General features: G+C 68.1%; 24 protein-coding genes. 10 read left to right on the forward strand and 14 right to left on the reverse strand.

What is annotated here, in order from left to right:
- Positions 1 to 144 precede the first annotated feature (144 nt).
- From AB0B64_RS11470 to AB0B64_RS11480, 3 genes are read right to left on the reverse strand one after another with little or no spacing between them, the layout of a single operon-like run.
- A complete protein-coding gene (locus tag AB0B64_RS11470; RefSeq protein ID WP_357938361.1) occupies positions 145 to 717 on the reverse strand; it encodes a gamma-glutamyl-gamma-aminobutyrate hydrolase family protein in 573 nt (190 codons plus the stop codon).
- The gene (locus tag AB0B64_RS11475; RefSeq protein WP_358176611.1) at positions 714 to 872 is read right to left on the reverse strand and encodes a hypothetical protein; all 159 of its coding nucleotides are present in this window, start codon (positions 870 to 872) and stop codon (positions 714 to 716) included. The genes AB0B64_RS11470 and AB0B64_RS11475 overlap by 4 nt, the downstream gene beginning before the upstream one ends.
- A 1-nt stretch (position 873) precedes the next feature.
- Positions 874 to 1,497: a class E sortase gene (locus AB0B64_RS11480; protein ID WP_357938357.1), complete on the reverse strand. Its 624-nt coding sequence runs from the start codon at positions 1,495 to 1,497 to the stop codon at positions 874 to 876.
- A 159-nt stretch (positions 1,498 to 1,656) separates the two neighbouring features.
- Here AB0B64_RS11480 and AB0B64_RS11485 point away from each other — a divergent pair, with 159 nt between their 5' ends.
- On the forward strand, positions 1,657 to 1,902 hold the full coding sequence (locus tag AB0B64_RS11485) for a cell division protein CrgA (RefSeq protein ID WP_357938355.1): 246 nt from the start codon (positions 1,657 to 1,659) through the stop codon (positions 1,900 to 1,902).
- Positions 1,903 to 1,935: 33 nt separating this feature from the next.
- Here the strand turns inward: AB0B64_RS11485 and AB0B64_RS11490 are convergent, their stop codons facing one another.
- Positions 1,936 to 2,805, reverse strand: a complete 870-nt coding sequence (locus tag AB0B64_RS11490; protein ID WP_358176614.1) for a rhomboid family intramembrane serine protease — start codon at positions 2,803 to 2,805, stop codon at positions 1,936 to 1,938.
- Positions 2,806 to 2,953: 148 nt separating this feature from the next.
- Entirely contained in the window at positions 2,954 to 3,490 is a 537-nt protein-coding gene (locus AB0B64_RS11495) for a peptidylprolyl isomerase (protein ID WP_358176617.1), read from the reverse strand.
- Positions 3,491 to 3,647: 157 nt separating this feature from the next.
- Here AB0B64_RS11495 and AB0B64_RS11500 point away from each other — a divergent pair, with 157 nt between their 5' ends.
- Positions 3,648 to 4,190 (forward strand): YtxH domain-containing protein, encoded by a 543-nt coding sequence (locus tag AB0B64_RS11500; RefSeq protein ID WP_358176620.1) that lies wholly within the window; start codon positions 3,648 to 3,650, stop codon positions 4,188 to 4,190.
- 104 nt (positions 4,191 to 4,294) lie between these two features.
- Positions 4,295 to 5,371 (forward strand): hypothetical protein, encoded by a 1,077-nt coding sequence (locus AB0B64_RS11505; RefSeq protein WP_358176623.1) that lies wholly within the window; start codon positions 4,295 to 4,297, stop codon positions 5,369 to 5,371.
- Positions 5,372 to 5,470: 99 nt separating this feature from the next.
- Here the strand turns inward: AB0B64_RS11505 and AB0B64_RS11510 are convergent, their stop codons facing one another.
- The gene (locus AB0B64_RS11510; RefSeq protein WP_357938345.1) at positions 5,471 to 5,911 is read right to left on the reverse strand and encodes a hypothetical protein; all 441 of its coding nucleotides are present in this window, start codon (positions 5,909 to 5,911) and stop codon (positions 5,471 to 5,473) included.
- Between the two features lie 123 nt (positions 5,912 to 6,034).
- Here AB0B64_RS11510 and AB0B64_RS11515 point away from each other — a divergent pair, with 123 nt between their 5' ends.
- Genes AB0B64_RS11515 through AB0B64_RS11525 form a run of 3 tightly spaced genes read left to right on the forward strand, consistent with a single transcriptional unit; the run spans position 6,035 to position 8,644 of the window.
- Entirely contained in the window at positions 6,035 to 6,706 is a 672-nt protein-coding gene (locus AB0B64_RS11515) for a response regulator transcription factor (protein WP_357938343.1), read from the forward strand.
- Positions 6,703 to 8,217: an ATP-binding protein gene (locus tag AB0B64_RS11520; RefSeq protein ID WP_357938341.1), complete on the forward strand. Its 1,515-nt coding sequence runs from the start codon at positions 6,703 to 6,705 to the stop codon at positions 8,215 to 8,217. Before AB0B64_RS11515 ends, AB0B64_RS11520 begins: the two co-directional genes overlap by 4 nt.
- Positions 8,218 to 8,254: 37 nt before the next feature.
- The gene (locus AB0B64_RS11525) at positions 8,255 to 8,644 is read left to right on the forward strand and encodes a Rieske (2Fe-2S) protein (protein WP_358176626.1); all 390 of its coding nucleotides are present in this window, start codon (positions 8,255 to 8,257) and stop codon (positions 8,642 to 8,644) included.
- 102 nt (positions 8,645 to 8,746) lie between these two features.
- Here the strand turns inward: AB0B64_RS11525 and AB0B64_RS11530 are convergent, their stop codons facing one another.
- From AB0B64_RS11530 to AB0B64_RS11545, 4 genes are all read right to left on the reverse strand, one after another.
- Positions 8,747 to 9,139 (reverse strand): hypothetical protein, encoded by a 393-nt coding sequence (locus tag AB0B64_RS11530; RefSeq protein WP_357938338.1) that lies wholly within the window; start codon positions 9,137 to 9,139, stop codon positions 8,747 to 8,749.
- A complete protein-coding gene (locus AB0B64_RS11535) occupies positions 9,136 to 9,513 on the reverse strand; it encodes an SgcJ/EcaC family oxidoreductase (RefSeq protein WP_357938336.1) in 378 nt (125 codons plus the stop codon). The genes AB0B64_RS11530 and AB0B64_RS11535 overlap by 4 nt, the downstream gene beginning before the upstream one ends.
- Before the next feature lie 111 nt (positions 9,514 to 9,624).
- Positions 9,625 to 10,224, reverse strand: coding sequence for a PadR family transcriptional regulator (locus AB0B64_RS11540; RefSeq protein WP_357938334.1), 600 nt, complete (start codon positions 10,222 to 10,224; stop codon positions 9,625 to 9,627).
- A gap of 72 nt (positions 10,225 to 10,296) precedes the next feature.
- Positions 10,297 to 11,103, reverse strand: a complete 807-nt coding sequence (locus tag AB0B64_RS11545) for an MBL fold metallo-hydrolase (protein WP_357938332.1) — start codon at positions 11,101 to 11,103, stop codon at positions 10,297 to 10,299.
- A gap of 360 nt (positions 11,104 to 11,463) precedes the next feature.
- Here AB0B64_RS11545 and AB0B64_RS11550 point away from each other — a divergent pair, with 360 nt between their 5' ends.
- Positions 11,464 to 12,309, forward strand: a complete 846-nt coding sequence (locus AB0B64_RS11550) for a glycerophosphodiester phosphodiesterase family protein (protein ID WP_358176629.1) — start codon at positions 11,464 to 11,466, stop codon at positions 12,307 to 12,309.
- Positions 12,310 to 12,389: 80 nt separating this feature from the next.
- Here AB0B64_RS11550 and AB0B64_RS11555 read toward each other — a convergent pair whose 3' ends face one another.
- A complete protein-coding gene (locus tag AB0B64_RS11555) occupies positions 12,390 to 13,391 on the reverse strand; it encodes a lysophospholipid acyltransferase family protein (protein WP_358176632.1) in 1,002 nt (333 codons plus the stop codon).
- Positions 13,388 to 14,116: a GNAT family N-acyltransferase gene (locus AB0B64_RS11560; protein ID WP_358176635.1), complete on the reverse strand. Its 729-nt coding sequence runs from the start codon at positions 14,114 to 14,116 to the stop codon at positions 13,388 to 13,390. The genes AB0B64_RS11555 and AB0B64_RS11560 overlap by 4 nt, the downstream gene beginning before the upstream one ends.
- A gap of 272 nt (positions 14,117 to 14,388) precedes the next feature.
- On the opposite strand from AB0B64_RS11560, the gene AB0B64_RS11565 reads away from it, so the two are divergent.
- The gene (locus AB0B64_RS11565) at positions 14,389 to 14,643 is read left to right on the forward strand and encodes a hypothetical protein (RefSeq protein ID WP_357938325.1); all 255 of its coding nucleotides are present in this window, start codon (positions 14,389 to 14,391) and stop codon (positions 14,641 to 14,643) included.
- Between the two features lie 22 nt (positions 14,644 to 14,665).
- Here AB0B64_RS11565 and AB0B64_RS11570 read toward each other — a convergent pair whose 3' ends face one another.
- The gene (locus tag AB0B64_RS11570) at positions 14,666 to 15,523 is read right to left on the reverse strand and encodes a DUF72 domain-containing protein (protein ID WP_358176638.1); all 858 of its coding nucleotides are present in this window, start codon (positions 15,521 to 15,523) and stop codon (positions 14,666 to 14,668) included.
- 275 nt (positions 15,524 to 15,798) lie between these two features.
- Here AB0B64_RS11570 and AB0B64_RS11575 point away from each other — a divergent pair, with 275 nt between their 5' ends.
- On the forward strand, positions 15,799 to 16,698 hold the full coding sequence (locus AB0B64_RS11575) for a M23 family metallopeptidase (RefSeq protein ID WP_357938322.1): 900 nt from the start codon (positions 15,799 to 15,801) through the stop codon (positions 16,696 to 16,698).
- Between the two features lie 307 nt (positions 16,699 to 17,005).
- Here the strand turns inward: AB0B64_RS11575 and AB0B64_RS11580 are convergent, their stop codons facing one another.
- The gene (locus AB0B64_RS11580; RefSeq protein ID WP_358176640.1) at positions 17,006 to 17,749 is read right to left on the reverse strand and encodes a dienelactone hydrolase family protein; all 744 of its coding nucleotides are present in this window, start codon (positions 17,747 to 17,749) and stop codon (positions 17,006 to 17,008) included.
- Positions 17,750 to 18,152: 403 nt separating this feature from the next.
- Here AB0B64_RS11580 and AB0B64_RS11585 point away from each other — a divergent pair, with 403 nt between their 5' ends.
- Positions 18,153 to 19,349, forward strand: coding sequence for a beta-propeller fold lactonase family protein (locus AB0B64_RS11585; RefSeq protein ID WP_357938318.1), 1,197 nt, complete (start codon positions 18,153 to 18,155; stop codon positions 19,347 to 19,349).
- Positions 19,350 to 19,529 lie beyond the last annotated feature (180 nt).

The raw sequence follows: 19,529 nt of genomic DNA on the forward strand, positions 1-19,529 counted from the left end.
CCGGCACGTCAGGCACGTAAAAGAGGGCCGCCTTCCCACACCGGGGGGCGGCCCTGGCACGTCGGACACGTAAAAGAGCGTCCCCGCCGCTCGGGGGCGACGGCGGGGACGCTCATCTGTCTGTCGTCCGGCGGCGGTCGAGTGTTACACGATCCCGCGCAGCCAGTTGCCGAGCAGCCGGTGCCCGTGCTCCGACAGCACGGACTCGGGATGGAACTGGATGCCCTCGATGGGCGCCGTGCGGTGCCGCAGCCCCATGATGACGCCGTCCTCGGTATGGGCGGTCACGTCGAGCTCGGCGGGTACCGTGTCGGGCCGTACGGCCAGCGAGTGGTAGCGGGTCATCCGCACCGGCGAGGGGATCCCGGCGAACACCCCGAGCCCGTCGTGCGACACCGCGCTGGTCCGCCCGTGTACGAGCTCAGGCGCCCGCGACACGGTGGCACCGTAGGCCAGGCCGATCGCCTGGTGCCCGAGGCAGACGCCGAGCAGCGGCAGGCCGCGCAGGGCCGCGTGGCGCACCAGGGGGACGCTCACGCCCGCCGCCTCCGGTGTGCCGGGCCCCGGGCTCACCAGGACGCCGTCGAAGCCGTCGGCGTCGCTCACGCGCACGTCGTCGCGCGGGCGCACGTCACACGCGGCGCCCAGCTCACGCAGATATTGGACGATGGTGTGGACGAAGCTGTCGTGGTTGTCCACGACCAGCACGCGGGTCATTTCCGTACGGTCACCTCGTCGAGCGTCACCGCGGGTTCGAGAAGCGGGAACACGGCATACCAGAGTACGACGCCCGCCACGGCGACCAGCACGGTGGCCGCCAGCAGCTTGGTGCCCGTGCCGCCGGGCAGCCTGTCCCAGAGCCATCCGTACATGTCATTCCATCCTGAGCTCGGTCTTCTTCAGCACGCCGAACACGATGAGCCGCTGGGCGGCGGAGTATTCGGGGTGGCAGGTCGACAGCGTGATGTAGGCCCTGATGGGCTTGGTGTCGGGCTTGCCGGGCACCGAGGCGATCACGTCGACCTCGTCGGGGTACACGACGTCCTGCGAGGTCACCCGGTAGGTGTAGCGGGCCTCGGGGGCGTCGACGATGATCTCGTCGCCGCGCTGGAGCTCGTCGATCCGGTTGAACGGCGCCAGGTACGTGGTCCGGTGACCCGATACGACGAAATTTCCGATCTGTCCGGGGAGGGCGGTGCCGGGGTAGTGGCCCGGGCCCTTCTTCAGGTGCTCCGCGTCCACGCCCTCGACCACGGCGTAGTGGTAGTCGCGCCCGAGCCTCGGGATGCGCAGCATGGCCACGGCCCGGCCCAGCTCGATCTTCCGGAGCTTGGCCGGCTCCGGGCGCGCGTGTTCCTCCACCAGCTCCTGCTGCAGTTGCAACTGCATGCGCTGGGTATAGACGCCCGTCCCCCACAGCAGGTAGGCGCAGAACAACAACAGGATCAGGCCCGCGGTGATGCTCGATTCCCCCGCGGCCCGCAGCACGGCCCTCACTCACTCAGCGTAAGCGCGGCCCATCCGGAGGCCGGGGATCGCCATCTCGTGCGCGTGGCGACTATCCTGGGCACGCTTCCACTACGCTCAAAGCAATTACGCTCAAAACTAATAGCCTGTGGACAACCCGGATGCCCAGGCGCCCAGCAGGAGTTTCCAGTGCCCAAGTCCAAGGCTCGCAAGAAGGCGGTCTACACGCCGCCGCAGAAGTCCCAGCAGGTCACGGTCAGCCCGCGCTGGCTGGCTCCCACGATGGTGGTGTCGTGGATCCTCGGCATCCTGTGGATCGCCGTCTACTACGTGGCGCCCAGCGCACCCTTCATCGGCGATCTCCACAACTGGAATCTGCTGATCGGGTTCGTCTTCATCATCTTCGGGGTCGTGCTCTCCACCCGCTGGCGTTAGTTTTTTCCACAGTTTTTCCACACCCTGGGGAAGTCAGCCCACGCCGCCCAGGAGGGCCGAGGATCTGACGGCCACGAGCACGACCAGGATGGCCAGCGCTCCCACGACCGTCAGCACTTGCCAGAGGGTCCTGTTGCTCTTGGGAGCGTAGGCCAGGGCCCCGGCAAGGGCCGATCCCGTGATCAGGCCGCCGATGTGGCCGGTCCAGCTGATGCCGGAGACCAGGAAGGTTATCGCCAGGTTGATCGCGATCAGCACGGCGATGCCGCGTACGTCCATGTTCAGCTTGCGCCCCACCACGAACACGGCGCCGAACAGCCCGAAGATGGCTCCTGACGCCCCGACCGTGTACTGGCCGAGCGGGTCGAGCCAGTAGCCGAGCACCGAGCCGCCCAGCGCGCTGACCAGGTAGACGGCCAGGTAGCGAGTGTGCCCGAAGGCCCGCTCCAGGTAGGGGCCGATGACGTAGAGCGCCCAGCAGTTGAACAGGATGTGGAACGGCCCGTCGTGCACGAACGCCGACGTGAGCAGCCGATAGTACTCATGCCCGGCGACGACGTTGTACGGGCGCATGGCCAGTTGTTCGGTGACCGCGTTGCCCGTCAGATATTGGGCGCCGAAGACGAGCACGTTGAGCGCCAGGGTCACCCAGGTGACGTATGGCGTGGTGACCACGGCGCCGCCGAACGCCGACCGCGCCTGGCGTACCCCTCGATTGCCCTCGCTCACGCACTCGGGGCACTGGAAGCCCACGGCGGCGTCGCGCATGCAGTCGGGGCAGATGGGACGCTCGCAACGCTGGCAGCGGACCCAAGTCTCTTTGTTGGGGTGCCGGTAGCACGTCGGCACGGTCTCCGCAGGCTGCTCGGGCTGCGGGGGCGGGCTGGGCGGCTGGCTGGTCATGACCGCAGCCTATGGCCTGCGCGGCATCACCGCGCTGGCGTGTTCAGCCCGCCCCGTGCGCCTTGGGCGGCCTTGGACGGTTCGCCGGGGTCAGCCCAGGATGTGTGCCTAGGTCAATCCTGGGTGGTACCTGGTCAGCCCACGTAGGTCAGCCCTGGACGCGGTCGATCGTGACCGACTCCAGGACCACCGCGTCGACCGGCTTGTCGCGCTGGCCGGTCGGCGTCTTGGCGATCGCGTCGACGACGTCCTGGCCCTCGATCACCTCGCCGAAGATGGTGTGCTTGCCGTTGAGGTGCGGCGTGGGCACGACCGTGACGAAGAACTGCGAGCCGTTGGTGCCCTTGCCGAACCGGATGCCGGCGTTGGCCATGGCCAGGAGGTAAGGGCGGTTGAAGTAGAGATCCGGGTGGATCTCGTCGTCGAAGTCGTAGCCCGGGCCGCCGATGCCCTCGCCCAGCGGGTCACCACCCTGGATCATGAAGCCGGGGATCACCCGGTGGAAGATCGTGCCGTCGTAGTAACGGCCGGTGCTCGTCTCCCCGGTGCCCGGGTGGGTCCACTCACGGCCGCCTTCGGCGAGCTCGACGAAGTTGCGGACCGTCTTGGGAGCCTTGTTGGGGAAGAGTTCTATCTTGATATTTCCGCGATTTGTCTGCAGGTTTGCGATCAGCTTCTCGGCCACGAGACAGCTGCCCCCCTCTATGTACAAGGTTGGTTTTGTGGATTTTGATGACCACGGTCGTTAGGCCGCAAAAGCCATCCTGCCACGGACGCCATGATTGAGCCGCTTCGCTACGGGAAGGTCAGGCTCGGGGCCCCATCAAGCAGGGGAGGTTGTTGTGTCCCTGACACTGAAAAATCGCCGCGTGGTCATCGTAGTCCCAACCACGTGGATGGGCCGTATGAAGGCCCGGGCCATGAGAACTGGCCGGCAAATGACGCCGATGGCGGATCAGGCCAAGGTGATGGCGGATCAAGCCAAGGTGATGGCGGATCAGGCCAAGGTGGTCGCCGCGCATCGCATCGAGGACGCCCGCTACTGGGCGGCCCCGAGGCTGGAAGAGGCCGCGCATCGGGTCGAGGATGAGCTCGCCCCCAAGGTCAGCGCCATGCTGATCAACGCCGCCGAGCGGATCGACCCGACCCCGCGAAGGTCGCGGGGGATGCCAGTGATGATCCTTCTGACCGGTATCGCTGTGGGCGCGCTCGGTTATCTGTTCTACCGGCGTAACGTCCGGCAGTGGACCGAGCACATGAAGGACTCGGCCTCGGACGCGTCGCAGTGGGCCGGCGACAAGGCGGACAAGACCGCGGACACCACCGAGAGGATGGCGTCCGAGATGTCCGACAAGGCGGATGAGGCATCGCGCAAGATGACGTGATCCGCGCGAAAGCGCGCCCCCCACTCGATCGAGCGGGGGGCGCGCTTCGCGTTTCCGCCCATAGGCGTTGACGTCTACACCAAGCGCTTGCTACAACCGGCGGCATGGCGCTGTCCCCGCTCGACGACTACCCCATCCACCAGGCGGCTCAGGTCATGCGGCACGTGGCGACCTCGGACCGCAATTTCTACGACCGCTACTACTTCAACTGCCACCCCGGCACCGACGAGCTCATGCTGATCGTCGGCGCCGGCCAGTACCCCAACCTGGGCGTCACCGACGCCTTCGCCTGCGTCCGCTACGGGAACCTGCACCGGGTCGTCCGCGCCTCACGCGAGCTCGGCACCGACCGGATGAACACCGAGATCGGCCCGTTCCAGGTGAAGGTCATCGAAGGGCTCAAACGGCTCCAGATCATCCTGGAGCCCAACGAGCATGGCCTGTCCTTCGACCTCACCTGGGAGGGCACGATCCCGGCGACGCTCGAGCCACGGCACTTCGTCCGCTGGCAGGAGCGGGTCATCTTCGACTCCGTACGGCTGGCGCAGACCGGGGTCTGGTCCGGCCACATCCGCATCGGGGACGACGAGATATCCGTCACCCCTGACCGATGGCAGGGCACCCGCGACCGGTCCTGGGGTATCAGGCCCGTCGGCGAGCCCGAGCCGCCGGGCATCCAGGCGAAGAACGCGGGGAGCTTCTACTGGCTGTACACGCCCATGCGGTTCGACGACCACGCGATCCTCTGCATCATCCAGGAGGACGAGAAGGGCCGCCGCGTCCTGGAGGAGGCCACCAGGGTCTGGTCCGACGGACGCGAGGAGGAGTATCTGGGCCGGCCCGAGTACCACCCCGTCTACGCGCCCGGGACCCGGGACGTCGTCGAGGCCACGATCACCTTCTCACCTCCCGGCGGCAAGGCGTTCGACGTGCGTTGCACCCCTGTGCTGCCGGTCCACCTCATGGTCGGCACCGGTTACGGCCTGGAGCCGGACTGGAAGCACGGGATGTACCAGGGCGCGGAGCCGGTCGTGCAAGGCGTGACGTACACGCTGCCCGACGACGCGTCCAAAATGTGGGGGATGGTCGACGCCGTGGGGCGCTTCGAGTACGACGGGCTCGTGGGTCACGGCCTGTTCGAGTACTGGGCCTTGGGGCCGCACCCGTCGCTCCCGGAGTGAGTGAACGCCCCCGTGGACGCGCACCCGTCAGGTTCGAGTGAGCGCGCCCGCCGTACACCCCCGGTGCTACGGCGGGCGCGGCCCTCACTTAATCGGCCCTCACTTAATCGGCTCGCACTTGACGGCGACCGTCTTGGCGATCTTGGTCGGTAGGCTGCCGTCCTCCGTCGGCCGGGCGATGCCTGTCTTCCCGGCGTCGTCGGCCGGCTCGCCGCCTTCGGCGGTGAACCCCTCAGCGGGCTTGGCCGGGAGCGCCTTCGTGACCGCCCCCTCCGGGAGCGACTCGATCTCGATCGTCTGGTCGTCCCGGAGGCGCAGGGCCACACCGCCCTCAGGCGCCTTCTCGCCCGGCTTGGCGGCGAGGTCCCCAAGGGTGCGCGCCCGCTCGGCGAACGCGATGGTCTTGCCGTCGCTCGTCGTACACGTCACCTTGACACCCGGGACGGCCGACGGAGCCTCGTCGGCCATCGCGGATCCGCCCAGGCCCGTGAGCACGAGCACGCCCACCGCGCCGAGGACCGCGAGACGTCGCTTGAACATGGAATCTCCTTGCTGGAAACGATCGGACGCCCCGAGCCTGGCCCGCCGTACCTGAAGTGATCCTGAAGGCGCCCTAAATGATCTTCAGGTTGGCTTTAGGTTGGGTGCGGGACCCTGTTCGGTGTGCGAGTGCTACTGGTGGAGGACGAGCAGCGGCTGGCCGATCTGGTCAAGGGCGGCCTGGCGGGTGAGGGGTTCGCCGTCGACGTGGCCTATGACGGGCGCGACGGGCTCTGGATGGCCTCGGAGAACACGTACGACGTGATCGTGCTCGACGTGATGCTGCCCAGGCTGAACGGCTACACCGTGTGCTCCCGGCTGCGCGAGGCCGGCAACTGGACGCCGATCATGATGCTCACCGCCAAGGACGGCATCTACGACGAGGCCGAGGCGCTCGACACGGGCGCCGACGACTATCTGGCCAAGCCGTTCTCGTACGTGGTGCTGCTGGCCAGGCTGCGCGCTCTCGTACGGAGGGGCGGGCACGAGCGGCCGGTGACGATCACGGTCGGGGACCTGGTCGTGGACCCGGCCGGGCTGCGCTGCCGCCGGGGGGAGGTGCAGATCGCGCTGACGCCGAAGGAGTTCGCGGTGCTCCACGGGCTGGCGCGGCGGGCCGGCGAGGTGGTCTCCAAGAGCGAGCTGCTGGCGCAGGCCTGGGACTTCTCCTACGACGGCGATCCGAACATCGTTGAGGTGTACATCAGCGCGCTGCGCCGCAAGATCGACCAACCGTTCGGCAGGACGACCTTGGTGACGGTGCGCGGCGCCGGGTACCGGCTGGAGGCGGCATGACCTGGTGGCGCGGACACCTGACCTTGGGACGGCTGCCCGTGGGGATGGCGTCCGTACGGCTGCGCGCGACCGCGGCGGCGACACTGGTGGTGGCCGTGGCGCTGGGGCTGGCGGCGGTCGTGCTGGTGCTGGCGCTGCGGGGCAGCCTGCAGAGCAGCGCGGGCGCGGAGGCGGCCAGGAAGGCCGTGGCCGCGGCTCCGTACGCGGAGACCGTCGACCTGACCACCCTGCTCAGCCGGCCCACGACTGCCCAGACGCCCGCCTCCGGCGCGCCGGCCGCAACTGGACGGGCGCGCACCTCCAGCAGCCCGTCGGCGGGAGAGCCGCCCACAGCAGGAAAGGCGCGCCCCTCCAGTGACGCACCGACCATCAGCGGGCTGACACGTACCTCCAGTGACGCGCCCACGACGGGGCCGACCGCGGGCGCACGGGCGCGCCTCGCCGATGACCTAGTGGGCGGGTTGGTGGTTCAGCCGGCGCTCGCGCTGCGGATCGCCGATCCAGACGTCATGCTCACGACAGTGGGGGCCCCGGCGGCGACGAGCTGGGCGCAGGGCAGTGAGTTCGCGGTCGCGCGCATGCCCGTGTCGACGGCCGGCGGATCGGCGGAGATCTGGGCCAGGGCCTCGCTCGTCAGTGCCGACGAGGCGCTGGAGACGCTCAACCGCGCCCTCCTGCCGGGCGTGCCCGCGCTGCTGCTCGTGGTGGCGGGCATGACCTGGTTCTCGGTCGGCCGCACGCTCGCCCCGGTCGCGGCCATCAGGGCCAAGGTGGCCGACATCACGGCCCGCGACCTGCACCAGCGGGTGCCCGTGCCCAGCTCGGGCGACGAGATCGCCGCCCTGGCGACGACCGTGAACGGCACGCTCGACCGGCTGGAGACGGCCGTCGAGACGCACAAACGGTTCGTCGCGGACGCTGCGCACGAGCTGCGCAGCCCCATCGCCACCCTGCGGGCCCGGCTGGAGCTGGCCGAGCCGAGCGAGCTGACCGCCGAGGCGCTCGCCGACGTGGAGCGCCTCCAGTCGCTGGCCGCCGACCTGCTCCTGCTGGCCAAGCTCGACGCGGGTGAGCCGCTGCGTACGAGCGACCTCGACCTCGGCCAGGTGGCGGCGGAGGAGTCGCTGCGCATCAAGCGGCGGCCCGAGCTGCGGATGGAGCTGGACGTCGAGCCCGACGTCGTCTTCCAGGGCTCGCGGGCGCACCTGGCCCGCCTGGTGACCAACCTGGTCGACAACGCGGTACGGCACGCCACGGCGGTCGTACGGGTGCGAGTACGCCAGGAGGGCGGTCAGGCCGTGCTTCAGGTGCTCGACGACGGGCCGGGGATTCCGGTGGGGCAGCGTGAGGCGGTGTTCGACCGGTTCACCAGGCTGGACGAGGCGCGGGCCAGGGATGTCGGCGGGGCCGGGCTCGGGTTGCCGATCGCGCGGGACATCGCGCTGCTGCACGGCGGCACGCTGCTGGCCGAAGAAGGTGGATTTATCGCGAGATTTCCCCTGAACCACTAGCCACTTCTCATCGTGTGGTTAGTTGAAGGAGGCAATCATGCTCACACGCCGTGCACTGATCACCCGAGGTGGCGCCGCAGCGGGCGCAGCAGGAGCCGTTTTCCTGTGGGCGCGACCCGCCGAGGCCGAAGAGGAGGCCGCCGGTCCGGTCCTGGCCAGCGCCAAGAGCATCCCGGTCGGCAAAGGCAAGATCGTTAGTGGCAAGTACGTGATCACCCACCCGAAGAAGGGCGTCTTCAAGTGCTTCAGCGCCATCTGCACCCATCAGGGCTGCACGGTGGCGAGCGCAAGCGGGGGCAAGATCCACTGTCCGTGCCACGGCAGCCAGTTCAGCGCCCTGACGGGTGCGGTGGTGCAAGGTCCGGCCAAGCGTCCGCTCGCCAAGAAGAAGATCAAGCTGGTGAAGGGCAAGATCAGGCTGGCGTGATCGGCAGCGAGTACATCGTGGCGCGCTGACAGATCTCGAACCCGGCTCGGATGTAGACGCCGGCGGCTCCCGTGGGGTGGTCGGCGTCTACGCTCAGCGAGCTTAAGTGAGGTGCACGGAGCACCCCAAGTCCCCTCCTATCTGAGCAAGCCCCTCGGCGAACCCCTCGCGTGTGGCCTCGTCGAAGCCCATGAAGAACCGGTTCGCCAGCGGTACGGCCCACCGCATCCGCTCGGCGATGTTGTACACCCGATGGACGATGAGCGTGCCCTGGGGGTGCCCGGTCAGCGACCATTCGGCCCGGTACCACCAGCCGCCTTGGTAGGCGATCGAACGGTCGGTGACCTCGACGGTCATGGTGTGACCCGGGTGGTATTCGACGGTGAACCGGCCCCCGCGGTCGATCAGCGGGTCGCGGTTGATCAGCGCCTCGCGTACCCGCTCAGGTGGCGCCTCGACCACCCCGGACACCTCGACGAGCAGGGACTTCCTCATGGCGTGCGCACCCGGGTGTTCTGGAACGAGGCGAAGCGCCAGCCGCCGGGCGTGCTGACGGCGGTGAAGGTGACGATCGAGTCGCGGCTCGGGTCGGGCCGCCCGTCGACGGTCGAGCCGCCACCGGAGATCACCAGCGCGACGCCGTCGCCCAGCGGCTTGACGATGGGCTCGCCGCCGCCTCCGGTCAGCTTGATCGGGCTCTGGAAGAGCTGCCGGTGGGCGACCTCGATGGCCTCCCGGCCCTGAAGGTGCAGGCCGAAGAAGGTGATGTAGTCGGCGTCCTCGGTGAACAGCGCGGCGTAGGCCGCCGCGTCGCCGGAGTTCCAGGCCGCGGTGAGCCTGGCGAGGAGGTCTCTGATCTCAGTGGACATGGCACTGCTCCTGTTGTCGCGGCGCCTATCCTGAGACTGCGAGTCCTGGACAGGGCAGGCGCCTTGTTCGGATTTCCGGCCGCTGGGGTGTTGGCGCACCCCGGCGGCCACTCAACTTTCCAGCACTTGCACCATCAGCGACTGCTTGACCGTGCCCGACCAGTCGAGCTCGCCCTTGTCCAGCCGGTCGAGCACGCTGCGCAACCAGGCCAGCTCGGCCGTGTAGAGGGCCTGCTCGCACTCCATCTCGAGCATGAGGATCTCCGGCAGGCCGCTCTCCGCCATCGCCCGCCGGTGCGCCTCGATGCCGCTGATCGTCCCCTCGATGGAGGCCGTACGCGTGCGCAGCGCCCGCTTGGCGTCGGGCACCTGCAACGCGCCGATCAGGGAGACGGCGGCCACCAGCGTGCGCCGGTCGGCATCCGGCTGCTCCAGCATCCTGCGCAGCCTCGTCGCCAGCTCTTGGCGGCCCTCCTCGGTGATCTCGTAGACCGTCCGCTCGGGCCGGCGGCCTTCGCGGTCGGTCTTCGTCGGCACGATCAGCTCGTCCTTCGCCAGCCGTTCGACCGCGTGGTAGAGGCTGCGCGGCAGGCCGGTCACGTAGTCCTTGTGCGTGTCGACGATGAAGCGGTGCAGCTCGTAGGGGTGGCTGGCACGTACCGAGAGCATGGCGAGCACGGTCAGCCCGACCAGGTCGTGGCGTCGTGCCATGATGCCTCCTTCTATATTGCAATACGCACTATAGAAAACGACAGTACGGCTGTCCAGCCTCGTGCGCGACGGTCAGGCCAGTTGGCTGTCGAGCTGCAGGAAGGCCCGTTCGATGGCCTGCCTGGCGACGTCCTCGGGGTAGGGGAACTGGGTGATCAGGTCACGCAGGCCCTCCACGTGCGCCCGCGCGGCGAGCTCCGCCACGGCGACCAGTTCGGCCTGCTGGGCGATGGCGAAGGCGCGATCGACCACCGCGCCGTGTCCCGGCACGATCACCCGCTCGGGCAGCTCGGTCAGCATCGCGGCCACCGTGGCGGGCCAGTCGAGCGGGTAGGAGTCGCCGAAGGCCGGCGGGGCACCCTCTTCGATCAGGTCACCGGCGAACACCACCCCGGCATCGGGTACGTGCGCCACGATGTCGTTGCTGCTGTGGCCGAGGCCGAAGTGATTCAGGTGCACGAGCCGGCCGCCGATGTCGAGCGTGGCCGTCGAGGTGAACGTGTGGTCGGGCGCCACGATCTCCACCTCTTCCAGCTCCGCCCGCCGGTCTTCGGGCAGGCGCTCGATCCACTTGGCCCGCTGCTGCTCGCCGTACAGCTCGATCTCCTCGGCGCACCTGGAGTGACCCCAGATCTCGCCCGGCAGGAACAGCGCGTTGCCGAAGTAGTGGTCGAAGTGAGAGTGGGTGTTGACGACCGTCCACGGGCTGGTGGTGACCCGTTTGATCGCCTCGATCAGGTCGGCGGCCTCCTGGTGGGACACGCGGGTGTCGAGCACCAGGCAGTGGCCATCACCGACGATCAGGCCGACGTTCATGTCGAAGGACTCATGGCGCCGGACATAGACCCGGTCGCCGATTTCCCGCCACTGCTCGTTCATCGCTCGATCCTGAATCTCCCGTGGGACCCTGCCAGAACTCTACTTACGATCGCAACAGGCCATATGCGTTTCAGGTCGTGATCTACACCGAAGATCCGCACTGGCCCAGGGGATAGGACGGCCGCGCGTGGCGGGCCGTCGAACGGGGAACGCTTTGTTACGACACGTGCTCGACCGATGACATAGGGCAATCAGCCGGAGCGTCAGGAACGCGTCGTGGGCGGGAGCGGCTGACCGGACAGCCGGTGTCCTCAATGCTCATCTCCCTGGCATCGGCGGGTTGCTCTCCCCTCAACTCCGCGTCACACGTGGTTGTCAAGTTCGGTTTGCCGGCTGCCTTCCCAAGCCAGAGGAGCCCCCATGTTCCCCCGACTCGGAGCCATCATCGCCACGTCCCTCGCCGCCCTCGCCACCGTAGCCCCCACAGCGACCGCCACCCCGTCATCGGCGATCTACTTCCAAGCCCCCCAGGTCGTCGCGCATCGCGGAGCCTCCGCGGACGCGCCCGAGAACACCATCACCGCGTTCCAGCTGGCCGACAAGCTGGGCGCGGACGCGTTCGAGCTCGACGTGCAGGAGACCAAGGACCACAAGCTCGTCCTGATGCACGACACGACGCTGTCCCGCACCACGGACGTCGAGAGGGTCTTCCCCGGCCGGGCGCCCTGGCGGGTCGGCGACTTCACGCTCGCGGAGATCAAGCGGCTGGACGCGGGCTCGTGGTTCGCCGTCAAGTACGACGGCGAGCCCGTACCGACCCTCGGAGAGACCCTGAGCGAGATGGACGGCAGCGGCCTCAGCCTGCTCCTGGAGATCAAGGCACCGGAGCTCTACCCGGGCATCGAAAAGCGGGTCGCCGACGAGTTGCGGAAGAACGCCTCATGGCTGAGCTCCGGCCGGCTGGTCGTGCAGTCGTTCAGCTGGGCCTCGATGCGTACGTTCCACCGCGCCATGCCCCAGGTGCCCATCGGCCTGCTCGGCACGCCGGCCATGGCGGACCTGCCGAGGGTGGCGGCGTACGCGACCCACATCAACCCGCCGTACGGCAACATCACCGAGCAGTACGTGCGGCGCGTCCACAGCCTGGGGATGGCGGTCTTCGCCTGGACGGTGGACGACCCCGACGTCATGCGTCGGCTGATCGGCTATGAGGTGGACGGCATCATCACCAACAAGCCGGACACCCTCGCGTCCCTGGCTCGCTAGGACGCTCCGGGTTGCCCGTCGTCCTGTGACGACGGGCAACTCTGGGGTTGGTGTCCATTTCACGGCGGTATCGGGCCATGTCATGGCGATAGTGGTGCCATCTCACGGCGCCGCCCAGGAACACGCGCGTCGGTGCGTTTCTCGTGCCGCACAACGACTTCCCCGTGCTGCTCGACGACGCCGGCGCGTACCTGGGCCTCGGCGATCCTGGCCAGCGTGGCGCGCGCCTCGTGCCGCCGCTGCCCGGTGGGCGCGAGCCGTACGGGAGCGAAGAGGGTGACCTCGGCGACCAGGTGGCGGGTCGCGGTCACCCGCAGGAGGGAGGCGAGAAGCGAGTCGTCTCCGACAAAGCAGCCGCGGGTCGACGTCGAGTCCCCCTCGCGGTAGCGCAGTGTGGCCGGGCGTACGGCGGCGCCCGCGTCGATCGCCGCCTGGAACACGGCCGGCCGGAACTCCCCCATCCCACGTCCGCACCACGTCGTGCCCTCGGGGAACGCGATCACGGTGTCGCCTGCTTTGAGGGCGTTCGCGACCGTGGCGACGGCCGAGGGCAGGGCGGAGAGTCGTTCCCTGTCGATGAACAGCGCGCCCGAACCCGCGGCCAGCGTACGGATGAGCGGCCATTCACCGATCTCCCGCTTCGCCAGCGGCCGTGACGGCACCGTGGCCGCCATGACCAGCGGGTCGAGCCAGGAGACATGGTTGGCCACGAGAAGCGCGCCTCCCGCTGCCGGAACGGTAGGCGCGGTCGGCGCGCTTCGTGCGTTTGGTGCGGTCGGCGCGGGCTGTGGTTCGGTATAGAAGGCGACGCCGACCGTGGTTCTGACTCTGATGCCAAGGACGCGCAACAGCAGCCGCGCCCACGTCTTCGTGATCTCCGCCCGCCAGGCCGTACCGGCTCGGCGAGTCGCCAGGGCGATCGTGAGGCCCGCGAGCAGCGCGAGAACGGCCGCGAGAAGCCGCGCCACGCGGCGGAGGGGACCGGCGAGCGCGGCCGGGGGCTCCACACAGGCGTCGGGAGTGCACGGGCCCATGCGGAGCCATGGGTTGATCTCCACCGGGCCGGCCGCGGTGACGGTCACTGCGGTTCTCCCAGGAAGTGCCGCAAGTAGCGGGCGTTGACGTTGGCCATCGAGAGCAGGACGAAGAAGTCGGCGGTGCCGAAGTCACGGTCGTGCGCGGGCGCCCCGCACACCCAGGAGCCCAGCCGCAGGTAGCCGCGGAGCAGCGCAGGCGGTACGAACCGGTCGGAACGGGCGGCGCCCTTGATCCGCCACGGGTCGCGCGGCGTTACACGGTACTCCGCCGGGCCGAGCGGCACCCGCTCGACGACACCGGCCGCGACCGCGCCCCCGTCGTCGAGGGGTACCGAGCAGCAACCCGCCAGCCACTTGTGGCCGCCGTTCACCATGTAGCGCGCGATGCCCGCCCACATCAGGCTGACCACCGTGCCGGCGCGGTGATCGGGATGTACGCAGGTGCGGCCCGCCTCGACCAGGTCCTTCCTGAGGACGGCCAGGTTGCGGAGATCGAATTCGGCGTCGGAGTACAGCCGGTCCGTACGTCCCGGAGGGAGCAACCGGTAGGTGCCGACCACTTTGTCGTCGTAGCGGACCAGGAGGTGGTCGCAGTACGCGTCGAACCTGTCCGCGTCGAGACCGGAGATCGGGCTGTCGAGCCGCGCCCCCATCTCCTCGACGAAGACCTCGTGGCGAAGCCGTTGCGCGGCCTGTACGTCGGCAGCGCTCGTGGCCATGCCGACTGTGTAGCGGCCGGTTGTGGGGCGGCCGGTGAGAGAGATCGTCATGGGCGGGCGTCCTTCCCTGAAAGCGTCTCGCGACCATGTCGACATGCCGAAATGACGGACACGTCTCCCATCGGGGGCAGCGAGGCGTCCGCGTGGTGAACCTCGTAGACGACCACGGCCGAGGGGTCAGGACTCCGGCGGTCGAGAGCGGGGAATCGGCAGGTCGGCCGCCCACTGTGCTGCCCCGTCAAAAGGCAAAGCTTACGTGCGAGCTGGGCGAATCCCCCGTGTGGACTCCGTGGGAGGCGGCGGCCGCATCCTAAGATCAATCCGTGCTAGAAACGGTGATTTCTCTCATCTTCGCCGGACTCTTTCTCAGCTTCCTCATCTATTGGGTCATGCAGCTGGTCAAGGTCATGCGGCAGCGGCGCATACACAAGTACACAGACCCGATGAGGGCCATGGACATCACTGGTCGCGTGCGCCAGCTCAAGGTGCGCGGCGACGAGGACGAAGCGGTACGTCTCGTTCAGGACGAGCTTGCGATGCCCATGGCCAAGGCTCGTTCGTGGGTGAAATCCATATAGGGCAGGGGCGCGTGGCCTTCGCTCAGAACAGGGTCAGTGGCTCGCTCGGCATGGGCTCGGGGAGCGGCTCGACCTCGGGCACCCGGGCCCGTACCTCGTCGTGAAAGCGGCGGGCGAGAGTCAGCGCGTCGGCGTTGTCGGGGGTGTGGACGAACACCGTCGGCGAGCGGCCTTCCCGCAGCCATTCGGTGACCGTGGCGACCCACTCCTGCCAGCCCTCGACCGTACGTTCCGTGGCGTCCCGGCCGAGGTAACGCACGATCGGACGGTCGGTGAGAGCCGTCGACCGGCGCGGCACGCGCGGCTTCTTCGTCCACGCGTCTCGTTCGGCGTCGCTGGTCGGAGGGCTCTGGAAAAGGGTGGTGGTGTCGAACGGGACCCATTCGGCACCGGCGCGGGCGAGCACGCCTTCGAGCAGCCGTACTGACCGCGCGTCGTCGAAGAACGCCCGGTGACGCACTTCGACGGCGTATCTGTACGAAGGAGGCAGGCTGTGGAGAAAGCCCGCCAGCGCGCCGAGGTCGGTGGGCGCGAATGACCCCGGCAATTGGACCCAGAGGGCGTGGGCCCGCGATTCGAGCGGCTCGATCGCCGACAGAAACGCGCGCAACTCCTCGTCGGCGCCCGCACCGGTGAGACGGCGCTCGTGCGTGATCGACTTGGGCAGCTTGACCACGAAGCGGAAGTCGGGGTCGGTCTGCCGGGCCCACGACTCCACGGTGTTCCGCGCCGGTGTCGCGTAGAACGTCGTGTTGCCCTCCACCGCGTTGCACCAGGTGGCATAGGCCCGCAGGCGTTCGCCGGGAGGAAGCGGATGAGGCAGGAAGCGTCCCTGCCAGGGCACGTGCGTCCACATCGCGCATCCCACATGAAGCCGCATGGCGTTGACGCTACCGGCCGGAGATGCCGTCGTCTCCCGGGGTTCGACTCACCGCTCTCGCACTAAGGCCGCTCACAGGTCGCGTCCTGGTTGAACGCACGACCATAAGGGGAACAGCCGCAAAATTTCATGTCACAGAGATTGATGAAGAGAACTTTCAGAGTTATCTTCATGATCGACCCTCCCGACGCAGCTCTGTCACCACGAGGCTCACCGACATCAGGACCTGGGCGCCTAACCGTATCCCCCCATACGACTCGTTCAGAGAGGCAAGCATGCCCACAACTGGCAAGCCGACCTGGCCCAAGACCCTCAGAACCACGATCACCGCCCTGACGCTCACTCTCGCGACGGCGCTGATCCCCCAAGCCGCCTCAGCGCAGGACAGCAGCGTCATGGCGGTGTCCCACAAGAGCCCGTTCAACTGTGGGAAGACCTTCTACGCCAACAACTGGACCCCCAACCACAACCCATCGGGCTCCATCGACTGGCAGGACTACGGCGGCGACGACATCAACGGTGAGACCGTACGCGCCACCGCCGCGGGCACCGCGTACTTCTACGACGCGGGAAGCACGAGTTATGGCAAGTGGATAGAGATCCAGCACAGTGACGGCACCAGAACCCGGTACGCCCACCTCGCGACCATGGTGAAGGCGGCCGGCGGCTCACTGAGCGTCGGCCAGGGCACCGCGATCGGAACCGTCGGCTCGACGGGCGGCGCCAACGCTCCCCACCTGCACTACGAACAGCGAACCTCCAGCGGCGCGATGGACACCAGCCCGACCGTGGACGGCGTGACCGTGTCCTTGGGCCAGAAGAAGGCCGTCACGAGTACCAACGCCTGCGGTGGCAACCCCTACACCGCCGAGGAGGTCTGCGGCAGCGGCTATTCGGTCATCGACTCCGCCGCTCTCACTGGCGGTCGCACCTACCTGCTCTACAACTCGGGTAATGGTTACAACTGCGTCGCGACGTTGAAGACGACGAGCCTCGGCACGGCGTCGGCGGTGTCGGCCTTCCTGGAACCGGAAGGGGAAAGCCGGTCGACCGACTCGGGCAGCTACGACTATTACGCGGGACCGGTCAAGCGCAGCGCGCCCGGAAAGTGCGTCAAGTGGGGCGGCTCGGTCGGCAGCAGCTCGTACACCAGCGGCTTCGAACACTGCGATTAGCCCTTAGAACAGTGCGATAAAGAAGCACGACATCGAAGGCCACTACCCACTCATGGGTGGTGGCCTTCAGCCTCAAATGGTGTTACTGACGGGACCGAAACAGGGGAGAAAGCCTATTTCAATTTTCTGAGATGATCGTCCCGTCGGTCGCCGAGGCGGGCGACGCGAAGAACGCGGACAGCGAGAAGAGCGTGGCAGCGGCGATCACTAACGCGATGATAGCTTTCCTCATGGCGAATTAGGCTATCAGCCGAAGTACCGCCCGTCTGTACTGAACCGGGCGCTTCTCCTCTTTAGCGATTCCGAGCTATTCGCCAGCCACGTGTTGGTCTACGTGTTGGTCGAAGAAGCCGAATGTACGCTGCCACGCGTCGTCCGCCGCTGAGCGGACAAGACCATGACGCAACGGAAACAGCGCGAGTTTCGCGATGGGATGATGGCCGTCGGTCATGAAGGAATGCCCGGCCTCCGGATAGATCTCGACGTCGTGCTCGATGCCGAGCGCCGCCATATGCTCCTGCAGCCGCCTGCCGTGCGACCGAAACCCTTGGTCGCGGGCACCGTAGGACGCCACGACCGGACACACCGACCGCAGCTCCTCCTGACGCCGGGGAACCGCCCCATAATTCACCGATGCGGCCCGCACACCGGGCGGCGCGCCCGCCGCATACGCCAGGGCGAACCCGCCCCCCATGCAGAACCCGATCACACCCAGCCGAGCACCGTCGACGTCCGCACGACCGGCCAGCCACCGCCGGGTCGCGTCAATGTCGGCCGTCGGCCGACCCGGCTTACCGGTCGCGAGCTGATGCATAGCCCGCGCCAGGCACGCGATCCTGGTCCCGTGGCTGTACAGATCAGGCAGGACCGCCGCGTACCCACGCTCGGCGAACAGGTCCATCACATCAAGCATGTCCGGTTCGACGCCGTAGATCTCGTGCACGACCACCACCCCCGGCCATCCGGCCACGGGCGCCGTCCCCTCCGGCAGTGCCGCCGTCGCCGCCAGTGAATCGCCGTCGGGCAACGGAATGCGCACGTGTTGTCTCATCTGTACTCCTTGGAGAGCGCCACGATGGAGTCGCTGGTACGTACATAGAGGACTCCGTCGCCACCGACGCGTTCGATGTGCTCGGTACGCATGTCCTACCACCGCACGTATCCCGTCATGATCCCCCTCTTCCGCCTGGCTCTGATCCATCATGTTCCCGGGCTCGGCCGTCGCCCCATGGCGGCGGTGATCGCCCTTGAGCACACCCGGATGCGGCCGGGACCTCCGTCGAACCTCACCAGCTCCGCCTACGTCCCCCGATTCCGATTGGGCATGGTGGGAACGACGGCGCCTGCATGGGAACCGGACTATGTAGAGGCGGACATGGAACCCTCAAAGACAGATGGAACGGGATGGCACGCCCATCAGGTGCAGGCCCATCTGTCGAACCATGGGGAAATCCATGAAGTACAAGAAGTCATCCCTGTCCATCTGGTCGTCCACGCGAGCGGGCGGTGCCGTCCTGGCCGCGGTCGCGCTGCTCGCCGTCTCCTCTCCCGCCCTGGCGCACGCCGCCACGGGGCCGGTCCTGCCGCCGTCGGGCGGCGTGGTCTACGTCACGAACGCCGGCTCCGGCGATGTTTCCTCCCTGGCGATCGGCCCGGGGGCGGTCCTCAAACCGCTTGGGAAGCCCGTGTCCACCCTCGGCAAGTTCCCCCGGGGCATCGCCCTCACCCCCAACGGGGCCACCGCGTACGTCGTCAACAGCGACTCCGACACGCTCTCGGTGTTCCGCGTGGGGGCGCAGGGCGCGCTCCAGCCGGATCCGCAGATCGTCCAGACCGGCGACGAGCCGTGGGGGGCGACCGTCTCCCCGAACGGGCGCACCCTGTACGTGACCAACACCGCCGACAGAACGATCTCGGCGTACCGGATCGGTCTCGACGGCAGACCCAGCAAGCTCGGCGACTTCCGCGCCACCTCCGACAACCCCAAGCAGACGGTGCTGTCCCCCGACGGGCGCTTCCTCTACCTTTCGTACGCCGATGTGGACGAGACCGCCGACAGCCCGCCGCGAGTCATCACCAGATTCGACGTGCGCTTCGACGGCACGCTCGGACCCGCGCAGGACGTGGCGAAGGTCGGGCAGGCCAACTTCGGGATCGCGATCAGCCCGGACGGCGGCTTGGTGTACGTGACCTCGCTGGTCGGGCAGAACGTGTGGGGGTTCCGGCGCGGCGCGGACGGCGCGCTGACGCCCGTGCCCGGATCGCCGTTCCCCGCGCCCACCGGCCCGGTCGGTCTCAAGGTCACGCCCGACGGTCAGCACCTGTACGTCGCCAGCAACGACCCCGACGTCGACACGGCTCGCGGCGGCCTGCTCGGCTTCACGATCCTCGCGGACGGCTCGCTCAAGCCGACCGCCGACTCCCCCGTCCACACCCCTGACCACGCCGAGGTGGCGGCGGTCGCGATCACGCCGGACGGCCGGGACGTCTTCGCCGCCATCCGGGACACGAACCAGCTGGCCGCGTTCCAGATCGGATCCGGCGGCACGCTGAAGGAGGCCACGGGATCTCCGTTCCTCACGGGCGGGGAGCGTCCGCTGAGCCAGTCCATCGCCGTACGCCCGGCCCCCACGCCTACCACTCCGCAGTAAGGAGCCGCCTGGACCCAGTGCCCGTCGCGGGTACGCCCGAAATTCACACAGCGCATAGCGACCTTCCGGTGACAACAGCGGCGTCAAAGGCCTGCTGCACCGGAAGGTCCCATGCTGTTATGCGCCTGGGAGAACGCCTGAGCCCCTCGTGCGCGAAGCGCCCACCGAAGGTGTGCCCAG

Origin of the sequence: Nonomuraea sp. NPDC049129 (assembly GCF_040648495.1) — a bacterium.
In the GTDB taxonomy this organism is placed as follows: domain Bacteria; phylum Actinomycetota; class Actinomycetes; order Streptosporangiales; family Streptosporangiaceae; genus Nonomuraea.

What these genes read in the sequence shown, in the direction of transcription:
- AB0B64_RS11505 (WP_358176623.1), top strand. Translation starts at nt 4,295, where the DNA reads ATGGCGCTGTCCCCGCTCGACGACTACCCCATCCACCAGGCGGCTCAG.
- AB0B64_RS11580 (WP_358176640.1), bottom strand. Translation starts at nt 17,749, where the DNA reads ATGAGACAACACGTGCGCATTCCGTTGCCCGACGGCGATTCACTGGCG.
- AB0B64_RS11525 (WP_358176626.1), top strand. Translation starts at nt 8,255, where the DNA reads ATGCTCACACGCCGTGCACTGATCACCCGAGGTGGCGCCGCAGCGGGC.
- AB0B64_RS11520 (WP_357938341.1), top strand. Translation starts at nt 6,703, where the DNA reads ATGACCTGGTGGCGCGGACACCTGACCTTGGGACGGCTGCCCGTGGGG.
- AB0B64_RS11540 (WP_357938334.1), bottom strand. Translation starts at nt 10,224, where the DNA reads ATGGCACGACGCCACGACCTGGTCGGGCTGACCGTGCTCGCCATGCTC.
- AB0B64_RS11560 (WP_358176635.1), bottom strand. Translation starts at nt 14,116, where the DNA reads ATGACGATCTCTCTCACCGGCCGCCCCACAACCGGCCGCTACACAGTC.
- AB0B64_RS11470 (WP_357938361.1), bottom strand. Translation starts at nt 717, where the DNA reads ATGACCCGCGTGCTGGTCGTGGACAACCACGACAGCTTCGTCCACACC.
- AB0B64_RS11475 (WP_358176611.1), bottom strand. Translation starts at nt 872, where the DNA reads ATGTACGGATGGCTCTGGGACAGGCTGCCCGGCGGCACGGGCACCAAG.
- AB0B64_RS11535 (WP_357938336.1), bottom strand. Translation starts at nt 9,513, where the DNA reads ATGTCCACTGAGATCAGAGACCTCCTCGCCAGGCTCACCGCGGCCTGG.
- AB0B64_RS11550 (WP_358176629.1), top strand. Translation starts at nt 11,464, where the DNA reads ATGTTCCCCCGACTCGGAGCCATCATCGCCACGTCCCTCGCCGCCCTC.
- AB0B64_RS11570 (WP_358176638.1), bottom strand. Translation starts at nt 15,523, where the DNA reads ATGCGGCTTCATGTGGGATGCGCGATGTGGACGCACGTGCCCTGGCAG.
- AB0B64_RS11585 (WP_357938318.1), top strand. Translation starts at nt 18,153, where the DNA reads ATGAAGTACAAGAAGTCATCCCTGTCCATCTGGTCGTCCACGCGAGCG.
- AB0B64_RS11490 (WP_358176614.1), bottom strand. Translation starts at nt 2,805, where the DNA reads ATGACCAGCCAGCCGCCCAGCCCGCCCCCGCAGCCCGAGCAGCCTGCG.
- AB0B64_RS11575 (WP_357938322.1), top strand. Translation starts at nt 15,799, where the DNA reads ATGCCCACAACTGGCAAGCCGACCTGGCCCAAGACCCTCAGAACCACG.
- AB0B64_RS11530 (WP_357938338.1), bottom strand. Translation starts at nt 9,139, where the DNA reads ATGAGGAAGTCCCTGCTCGTCGAGGTGTCCGGGGTGGTCGAGGCGCCA.
- AB0B64_RS11510 (WP_357938345.1), bottom strand. Translation starts at nt 5,911, where the DNA reads ATGTTCAAGCGACGTCTCGCGGTCCTCGGCGCGGTGGGCGTGCTCGTG.
- AB0B64_RS11545 (WP_357938332.1), bottom strand. Translation starts at nt 11,103, where the DNA reads ATGAACGAGCAGTGGCGGGAAATCGGCGACCGGGTCTATGTCCGGCGC.